10 protein-coding genes and 1 pseudogene are annotated in these 7311 nt (G+C 71.1%); 4 read left to right on the top strand and 7 right to left on the bottom strand.

Translation table 11 applies throughout. The features are described 5' to 3' along the window. Positions 1–106 precede the first annotated feature (106 nt). A complete protein-coding gene (locus IH13_RS0122075; RefSeq protein ID WP_031087065.1) occupies positions 107–532 on the top strand; it encodes a DUF2267 domain-containing protein in 426 nt (141 codons plus the stop codon). A gap of 185 nt (positions 533–717) precedes the next feature. On the opposite strand, the gene IH13_RS0122080 is transcribed toward IH13_RS0122075, so the two are convergent. Both IH13_RS0122080 and IH13_RS39765 read right to left on the bottom strand, forming a co-directional pair. Further along, positions 718–1059 carry a hypothetical protein gene (locus IH13_RS0122080; RefSeq protein ID WP_031087067.1) on the bottom strand — a complete coding sequence of 114 codons (342 nt, stop codon included), beginning with the start codon at positions 1057–1059 and terminating at the stop codon, positions 718–720. A gap of 152 nt (positions 1060–1211) precedes the next feature. Continuing rightward, positions 1212–1400: a hypothetical protein gene (locus IH13_RS39765; protein WP_051835897.1), complete on the bottom strand. Its 189-nt coding sequence runs from the start codon at positions 1398–1400 to the stop codon at positions 1212–1214. Positions 1401–1857: 457 nt separating this feature from the next. Between IH13_RS39765 and IH13_RS0122090 the strand changes: the two genes are divergently transcribed. Beyond that, positions 1858–2295 (top strand): VOC family protein, encoded by a 438-nt coding sequence (locus tag IH13_RS0122090; protein ID WP_031087068.1) that lies wholly within the window; start codon positions 1858–1860, stop codon positions 2293–2295. Positions 2296–2570: 275 nt separating this feature from the next. On the opposite strand, the gene IH13_RS44830 is transcribed toward IH13_RS0122090, so the two are convergent. After that, positions 2571–2906 (bottom strand): MerR family DNA-binding transcriptional regulator, encoded by a 336-nt coding sequence (locus tag IH13_RS44830; protein ID WP_234433355.1) that lies wholly within the window; start codon positions 2904–2906, stop codon positions 2571–2573. Positions 2907–3351: 445 nt separating this feature from the next. On the opposite strand from IH13_RS44830, the gene IH13_RS0122105 reads away from it, so the two are divergent. Beyond that, positions 3352–3672 (top strand): DUF2795 domain-containing protein, encoded by a 321-nt coding sequence (locus IH13_RS0122105; RefSeq protein ID WP_031087070.1) that lies wholly within the window; start codon positions 3352–3354, stop codon positions 3670–3672. Between the two features lie 169 nt (positions 3673–3841). Here the strand turns inward: IH13_RS0122105 and IH13_RS0122110 are convergent, their stop codons facing one another. Continuing rightward, the gene (locus IH13_RS0122110) at positions 3842–4768 is read right to left on the bottom strand and encodes an NADPH-dependent F420 reductase (protein WP_267883869.1); all 927 of its coding nucleotides are present in this window, start codon (positions 4766–4768) and stop codon (positions 3842–3844) included. A 13-nt stretch (positions 4769–4781) separates the two neighbouring features. Here IH13_RS0122110 and IH13_RS0122115 point away from each other — a divergent pair, with 13 nt between their 5' ends. Next, positions 4782–5426 carry a dihydrofolate reductase family protein gene (locus IH13_RS0122115; RefSeq protein WP_031087073.1) on the top strand — a complete coding sequence of 215 codons (645 nt, stop codon included), beginning with the start codon at positions 4782–4784 and terminating at the stop codon, positions 5424–5426. Between the two features lie 93 nt (positions 5427–5519). Here IH13_RS0122115 and IH13_RS41065 read toward each other — a convergent pair. The 3 genes and pseudogenes from IH13_RS41065 to IH13_RS0122130 all read right to left on the bottom strand — a co-directional run. Next, positions 5520–5990, bottom strand: a pseudogene (locus IH13_RS41065) (GNAT family N-acetyltransferase); the annotation flags it as partial. A gap of 47 nt (positions 5991–6037) precedes the next feature. Next, positions 6038–6304 carry a hypothetical protein gene (locus tag IH13_RS0122125; protein WP_031087076.1) on the bottom strand — a complete coding sequence of 89 codons (267 nt, stop codon included), beginning with the start codon at positions 6302–6304 and terminating at the stop codon, positions 6038–6040. 101 nt (positions 6305–6405) lie between these two features. Continuing rightward, positions 6406–6918 (bottom strand): VOC family protein, encoded by a 513-nt coding sequence (locus IH13_RS0122130; RefSeq protein WP_031087078.1) that lies wholly within the window; start codon positions 6916–6918, stop codon positions 6406–6408. Positions 6919–7311: the final 393 nt, after the last annotated feature.

Consider the following 7311-nt stretch of genomic DNA (forward strand, 5'->3'; position numbering starts at 1 on the left):
ATCGTCTCCCCCGGGGCGGCCGGCCCGAGTACCCGCGGGAACGCGCCCGGGCCCCGGCAGCCGAAGCCGCACGGCGGTGCCACACCCCATGGAGGGAGACCACCTCATGCAGCACGACGAAATCATCGGAAAAGTGCAGGCGTTGGCTCAGCTACCGGGTCGCGGCCCGGCCGAGCGTGCGACCCAGGCGGTCCTGACCACACTGGCCGAGCGTCTGCCGTCCGGACTCGCCGAGCACGTGGCCGCTCAGCTCCCCCCGGAACTTGCCGTTCACATTCGGGAGGCGGCAGGCCCGGCCGCCGAGGAAACGACGCACTCCACGGCCGAACGATTCGACCTGGCCACCTTCGCCGGGCGGATCGCCGCCCGTGCCGGGACGGACGAGAGTGCGGCTCTGCGGGAGGCCGCTGCCGTACTGGAGGTGCTCGACGCCGCCCTGGCTCCAGGCCTGATGGAGAACATGACCGACGCTCTTCCCGCGGACATCGGCCAGCTGCTCCCCTCGGCCCGCGCCGCCGACGACGAGGCCTGAGGGGCTGAGTGCTGACAGGCCCTCCGTGCGGAACGAATGAGGAGGGGGCCGGGGAGCGTCTCCCCTGTCCATGTCAGCCTCAGGTAATACGGGGGCGGCGACGTGTGCCGGTACCGGTGGTCGAAAAGCCCACCTGTACCGGCACAATGACCGCTTCTTCCGGTCTCCCGAGCGGAGCGCTCGGGTCAGCGGTCGTAACGGGTGGGCGGATAGGGATCGCGGTCCTCGCGCGCCTGCAGCTGGTCGGGCTTCATCTCGCCGCTCTTCACCTCGCGGTCGATCTCCGCCTTCTCGTCCCGGTAAGCGTCCGTGTCGTCGACGCGGGCGCGTGAGGGGGTGTCGGTGGCCGGGGGGACGTTGTCGGGGTTGTAGTCGGCGACACCCGCCTCCACGCGTTCCTGCTCGGTGCGGGTCTCCAGTGCCCGGTCGTCGGGGCGCCGGGGCATGCCCCGGCTCTCGCCCGGCCCCCGGGGGGTCCGGTTCTGGGGGCTGCGGTCCGGCTTGGGGTCGCGGTCTCGCTTGGTCATGTCTCCTCCTGGGAGTCCCGGCGCGACGCGACGCGCACAGCCGGGGCCCGGCGCGGCACGGCCGACCGGCCCGTGCCTGCACACCGTCGCACGCAGGACGAAGAGGTGCGGACTTCTTTCCATCCATGCTGACACCGCCGGGCCCTCTTCGCTCAGTACCGGGGTCCCGCCGGCCACTCGGGCTCACTCTCGGGGGTGTCCCTGGACTGCTGTGTCACACCGTCGCGGCCGAGCGCGGTGGCGTAGTCGTGCCACTGGGCGACTGTGACCTGGTCCCCCGGCTTCAGCCGCTCGAAGAGCGGCCCGTCCGCCCCGCATTCCATCTCGCCGGGGACACCCACCGGGCCCCCTGCGAGTGGAAGCAGTCGGCGTGCGAGGCCGCACCCGTGCACCTACCTGCCGAGCGGAAAGCCCGGACCGTATCCGCCGCCTCAGGAATCGACGCTGCGAAACCGGCCACCCCGAGTACCAGGAACAGGGCGCCGAGCAATGACGCGGCTCCCCACACCCTCCGCCACCAGACCTGCCGAGACACGGAGCGCGCCCGGCCGGTCAGCCTCGTCGAGGCGGCCGACCGACGAACGGGTCTCGGTCCTTTCCCGGTCGAGCCGCCATGCGAAGGTACTCCGGAGTGCACGCCCCACACGTTCTGCGGCCCTGTCGTCGGCGGCGTTTCACGGCTCGACGTCCTCCTGGAGACCTGGGGATGCCACGCGGGTACGCACGGATACCGTCACGCGGCCACGGTTCGCCGCCGCCTGACCCGACTGTCGGAGGCGCGCAGTACGCTCCCGTCCCATGGCAGCCGGAATCGACCTGACACTTGATTGCACGGACGCACAGCGCCTTGCCGCCTTCTGGAAGACGGCCCTCGGCTATGTCGACGAGCCACCGCCCGCTCCCTTCCGCACGCGCGCGGAGTGGTTCGCGCACTTCGACCTGCCGGCGGAAGAATCCGTGGAGGACGGAGCATGGCTCTGCGATCCCGACGGCGTCGGTCCCCGCCTGTGCATCCTCAAGGTTCCCGAACCCAAGACGGCGAAGAACCGTCTCCACATCGACGTCCGAGTGCCGGGGCACGGCAGTCCTGAAGAGAGGTGGGCGCGGATCAGAACCGAGTCCGAGCGCCTGGTGCAGGCGGGCGGGGCCGTCCTCGACGAATTCAGCATGCACCACGTGGTGATGGCCGACCCGGAGGGCAACGAGTTCTGCGTAGGGGCGGCCTCGGCCTCCTGACGCACGGACACGGACCACGGCGGTCGGGCGGATGCAGGGACCGCCCACCGCCGCGATGGCCCGACGCCCTTCTCCGACGCGGAACATCCGAGGTCGAACCGGCGTCGGACCGTTCCTCCGCGCGGGTTCCGGTGCCGGCGAGCAGGCGGGTGCCGGCGGTTGCCCTCCGGCCCATGCCCGTCTGCCCGGGGGCAAGGACGAGCAGGGCCTCGGCGCGCTGTCGGTACCGTCGGCTCCCCCGGTCACATGGGGTTGTCCCGCAGCCATCGAAGTACTCACTGGTGCGCCCCCGTGCTCCGGGAATGTTGTCCCACAGGTGACGGGCCGGCACGGACCGGCGGGCGGTGAGTGTCTCGATCCGAGACCAGTTCACCGATGGCCTCGCGGTAGCCGGCCAGTGACGACGGGCATTCGTCCACGCGGTCCTGGCCGTCCGCCAGGCATTCGAGGAACGGGCGTGTCCGCTCGACCGGAATCATGAGACGGTTCAGCTCCCTGGCCTCGCGCACCATCCGGGCGTCATGTTCGGTGTAGTCCCGGTAGCCGTTGGCGAGCCGGGCAGGGCTGATCAACCCCAGCGACTCGTAGTAGCGCACCGTCTTCGTCGTCACACCCGCGCGCCGCGCGACTACGCGAGGCCGCCGAGAACCCACGGCTGCGCGCGGACCGGACCGGGACGAAAGCGCCGAAGCCCTGAAGGGACGGGCGGACACTCTCGGAACAGGCTGATCATCACCGAAACGGACAGCGAATCGCCCCTGGCCACGGGAGCGCCTACCCGGAGCGTCACAAGGTGCGCGGAGCGGCGCCAACCAGAGAAGATGTCAGAACAAGGGACAAGAAACCCCCCTCAGGAGCACCTATCCGGCGAACGCACACGCAACGGACGCCCTCCCCCGCCCGCCACGAGCACATCGAGCGGAACCGCGTCCCTCGGCCACACGGAGGGGCGTTGGCCAGGCAGACCGGAAGGGGCTCCAAGAGCGTCCCGCAGCCGGTCCGAAGCTGGGCTCCCCGGCCTCAGGGCCCGGCGCGATGAGAGCAAGGAGTTTCTCCATGACCGCGCATACCACCGTGCACGAGGTTCTGAAGGCGTTGGACGCCGTCGACTTCCCCGCGGGCAAGGACGACCTGCTGACGGCGGCGCAGGCAGCCAATGCCCGAGACGAGGTGATCAAGGCGCTGCAGGGCATTCCGGCGGAGCAGTACGGGAACCGCGAGGACGTGGTCCACTCGGTACGCCTCGACGCTGACTCCGACATGGACCGTACGCCGGGCCAGAAGGGGGCGCAGGCCCGCAAGGGCGGCAAGCCGGGCCTCTCCCAGCACCTGCGGGAGACGCCGAAGCCACCGGTCGACGAGGAACTGGAGCGGTAACGGCCTGGACACCCGCGCCACCGGTGGGCGCGCTGCTCTGCTTGTGCGCTCCGCACACGTACACGGACCGTCCACGGCCCCGGGCATCGCTCGGGGCCGTGGACGGCGTGACCTACGGATGTGGCATCGTGACCTACGGATGTGGCATACGGCGCGTCGGGCGGGTGGGTCAGGCGGGAGCCTCGAAGGTGCCGGGGCTGTCGGGGGTCGCCTGCCACTCCGGTGCCCTCTGCCTGACTGCGTCGGCGAGCGCCTGCTTGACGCCTTCGGCGTCCTTGTCGGCCGTGTAGACGGGTGACCCGGGCTGTTGACGCCAGGATTCGTTTAGGTCACCGGTGTCGACCGGGTCGAAGCCGAGCTCGTCGACGAGGCCCATGACGACCCTCTTGGCCCGTGCGTCGTCGCCGGCCACCGGCAGAGCGATGCGTCCAGGGCTGTCGGCCGGGAGACCCTTCTCGGCGAGGTGCTGGGCGTAGATGTTGTTGAACGCCTTGATCACCGGATGGCCGAGTTGCCGCTCGACCCACCGGCTCTCCGGCAGGCCCGCTTCGATCTCCCGGATCCGGCCGTCTCGCTGGCGCGGGTAGTAGTTGCCGGTGTCCACGACGATCAGGTTGTCCGGCATTCCCTGGAACAGCCCCGGCGGCAGGCTGGGGACCCGGATCTCCGGAATCGTGACGATGACGAGATCCGCCCCGGGCACCGCCTCGCTCGCGGACACGGCCCGCGCGCCCGTCTCCGCCGCAAGGCCGGCCAGGGTCTGCGGCCCGCGTGAGTTGGCCACCGCGACCTCGTGCCCGAGGGCAGTGAGCCGACGGGTGAGCGTGCTGCCGATGTTGCCGGCGCCGATGATGCCGATCTTCATACGCGTCTCCTGTCCTTGCGCGAGACCGGGCCGGCCTTGCCGCCGACCGCGGTCCGCTCTGCCAGCGTGCGACGGGTGGTGCAGGTGGTGCAACCAGGCGGGGCACGGGGGACGATGGCCGGGCGGGCCCCGTGCGCGGAACAGCCGTTCAGGCAGCCCACTACTCGACCCGGTCACGGAAGCAGCGATGAGTTCCCCCGGCCCGGAGCGTCTCACCCCTGCCGTCGACACCCCAGGAGGAATCGTGGCGCAGCTGCTGAGAGTCCAGAACTTCAACGTCTCGAGTGACGGAATCGGTGCCGGCGAGGAGCAGAGCCTCGAAAGGCCGTTCGGCCATGTCGACCCCGAGAGGCTGTTCGCCTGGGCGGGGGCCACGGCGAGCTGGCCCATGCGCACGGCTCCCGGGGGCAGCCGCGGCCTCGATGACTACTTCACGCGGGACTACGCACGCAACATCGGCGCCGAGATCATGGGCCGTAACAAGTTCGGGCCCCAGCGCGGGCCCTGGAACGACCACGAGTGGCGGGGCTGGTGGGGGGACGAGCCACCGTTCCGCACACCTGTATTCGTCCTGACCCACCACGCGCGGCCCTCGTTCACGCTCGGCGACACCACGTTCCACTTCGTCGACGGCGACCCGGCCACCGTTCTTGAGCAGGCGCGGGAAGCGGCGCAGGGCAAGGACGTGCGGCTCGGCGGCGGGGTCACCACCGTCCGGCAGTTCCTGGACGCCGACCTCGTGGACACCATGCACGTGGCGGTCTCCCCGGTGACGTTCGGGTCGGGGGTACGGCTCTGGGAGTCTCCCGACGAGCTGCTCGACCGCTTCGAGCTCGAAATGATCCCCAGCCCGAGTGGTGTGACGCACCATCTGTTCTGGCGTAGGTGACACGGGACCGGCCCGGCGCCTCCCCTGACGCCCCCGATGTTTCAGCAGCGGCCCGGACGCCGACGGGCGGACACCGATGTGTATAAGAGACAGGGTGAAACCGTTGCCCTCGTAGAACGCGACCAGCTTCCCTCCCCCGCCCGCCCAGCAGTCGACCCGCAGAAGCCGCACTCCGGCCTGCCGGGTCTCCTCTGCGGCGTGGGCCAGGAGCTCCGCGCCGATACCTCTACCGGCGTACCGGCGGTCGGAGACCAGCAGCCGGACGTACCGCTCGGGTTCCCCGGCCGGCGCGATCGGCATCTGCGGGGAGGCCCCGGAGTCCAGCACCAGGGCCCCGACCGGTATTCCGTCCCACTCCGCGATGTACGGGGTGTTCTCCGTCGTGTACCGCTCGACCCGCGCGGCCCCACCAGGCTTCTGCGAGTACGGTGTCGTCCCCCACTGCTCGGTGTTGCCGCGGTCGTTCATCCAGGCCACTGCGGAGTCGAGCATGTCCAGAACGGCCGGTGCGTCGGCCGGGCCGCCCGGTCTGATGTGTATGGCCTGCGTGGTGGTCTTGTTCATGGCGGAAGCGTAGAGAGGCGCGGACCGGTGGGTCGCACCGCCTGCGTCTACGGGATGTCACCCGCCCAGTCCCAGCGGCCCGCACTGCCGGGCCGCGGCTCGTACTCCGCCCGGCCGCCCGGTCCGTGCCTGCCGATCTCCGTGGTCAGCGCCGCACCGGCGGCCAGGGACGCCGGGGGCCACCCCGTCACGTCGAGGAGCAGCCCGTCGAGGGGGCCACCCACCAGTTCTACGTAGTCGCACCCCGGCTGCTCGTACCGCCTGGGGTCGTCGTGGTCGGCGCCGTACACACGTCGCCGCATCGGCTCAGTCATGCAGGGCATGCTCGCACCAGCCACTGACACCGCCGCTCGCCGTCCACTGCCTCACCCCGGTGCGGTGGCCGCAACGCACCGCCGCACCGGGGTGCGACGGCTCAGGGCCGCCAGCGGCGCCTGGCCGAGCTCCGCTCGTACGGCTGTGGATCGGGGTAGGTCAGGAGCTCGAGGGTACTTCCCCAGGGAGTGCGGAGATACGCGAACCGATTACGCGGCCCCTCCTCCGGACCGGGAAGCGGGTGAGGTGGGCCGAGGAGAGTGGCGCCGGCCTCGACGGCCCGGGCCACTGCACCGTCCAGGTCCTCGACGTACAACGCCACGTGCTGCCAGCCGAAGTCGCTGGGAACAGCGGGCGGCTCCTGGTGCGGTGCGCGGAACTCGAACAGTTCCAGGCCGGGCCCGTTCGGCAGGGCGAGCATGCGCACCGCTCGCTGCTCGGTCCCCTCGGGCACGCCGAGCCGCTGTTCGAGCTCGGGCCCGGTCCGTGGCCCCTCGTCCCGCCGCAGCGTGTCGTAGAGCACCTCGGCGCCCAGCGCCCTGACGAGAAAGAGTGTCGCGGTCTCCAGGTCCGGAACCGTGACGCCTACATGGTCGATGCCTCGCACAGTCATGGAGGCATGTTCTCCGACGCCCCCCTCGTTGCCCCGCATTGATGGCGTACCGCGGGCCCCGCCGTCACCACGCGCGCCGTCCGTCCACCCCGGCGAGGCGGCCCCCGGCGGGAGCGGAACCGGGTGCCCGGGCCTCAGCGTTCGCCGACGACCGGTAGGGAGCAACCGGGTGGGCGGCTGCTGTGCTTCCGCCCGTCCCGCCCTCCTGCACGTATCCGCCACCGGTGCGGTCGAGCCGACGGGGGTCGGGCCTCGTGTCACGAGGGCGACGCCCCGCTCCGGCTGTGCGCCGCCGTGGACGCCGTGCAGCGCGCCCGGCCAGAAACGCGGTACCGGACGGCATCAGCTGGTCCGGGCACGGCTGGTGACGGCGGCTGCGGGTACGCCTGCCTC

This window comes from Streptomyces sp. NRRL WC-3549, from assembly GCF_000721935.1.
Classification (GTDB): Bacteria; Actinomycetota; Actinomycetes; order Streptomycetales; family Streptomycetaceae; genus Streptomyces.

Excerpts from the sequence above, each read along its gene's own strand:
- IH13_RS0122080 (WP_031087067.1), bottom strand. The coding sequence starts at position 1,059 with ATGACCAAGCGAGACCGCGACCCCAAGCCGGACCGCAGCCCCCAGAAC.
- IH13_RS0122130 (WP_031087078.1), bottom strand. The coding sequence starts at position 6,918 with ATGACTGTGCGAGGCATCGACCATGTAGGCGTCACGGTTCCGGACCTG.
- IH13_RS0122125 (WP_031087076.1), bottom strand. The coding sequence starts at position 6,304 with ATGACTGAGCCGATGCGGCGACGTGTGTACGGCGCCGACCACGACGAC.
- IH13_RS0122105 (WP_031087070.1), top strand. The coding sequence starts at position 3,352 with ATGACCGCGCATACCACCGTGCACGAGGTTCTGAAGGCGTTGGACGCC.
- IH13_RS0122090 (WP_031087068.1), top strand. The coding sequence starts at position 1,858 with ATGGCAGCCGGAATCGACCTGACACTTGATTGCACGGACGCACAGCGC.
- IH13_RS0122075 (WP_031087065.1), top strand. The coding sequence starts at position 107 with ATGCAGCACGACGAAATCATCGGAAAAGTGCAGGCGTTGGCTCAGCTA.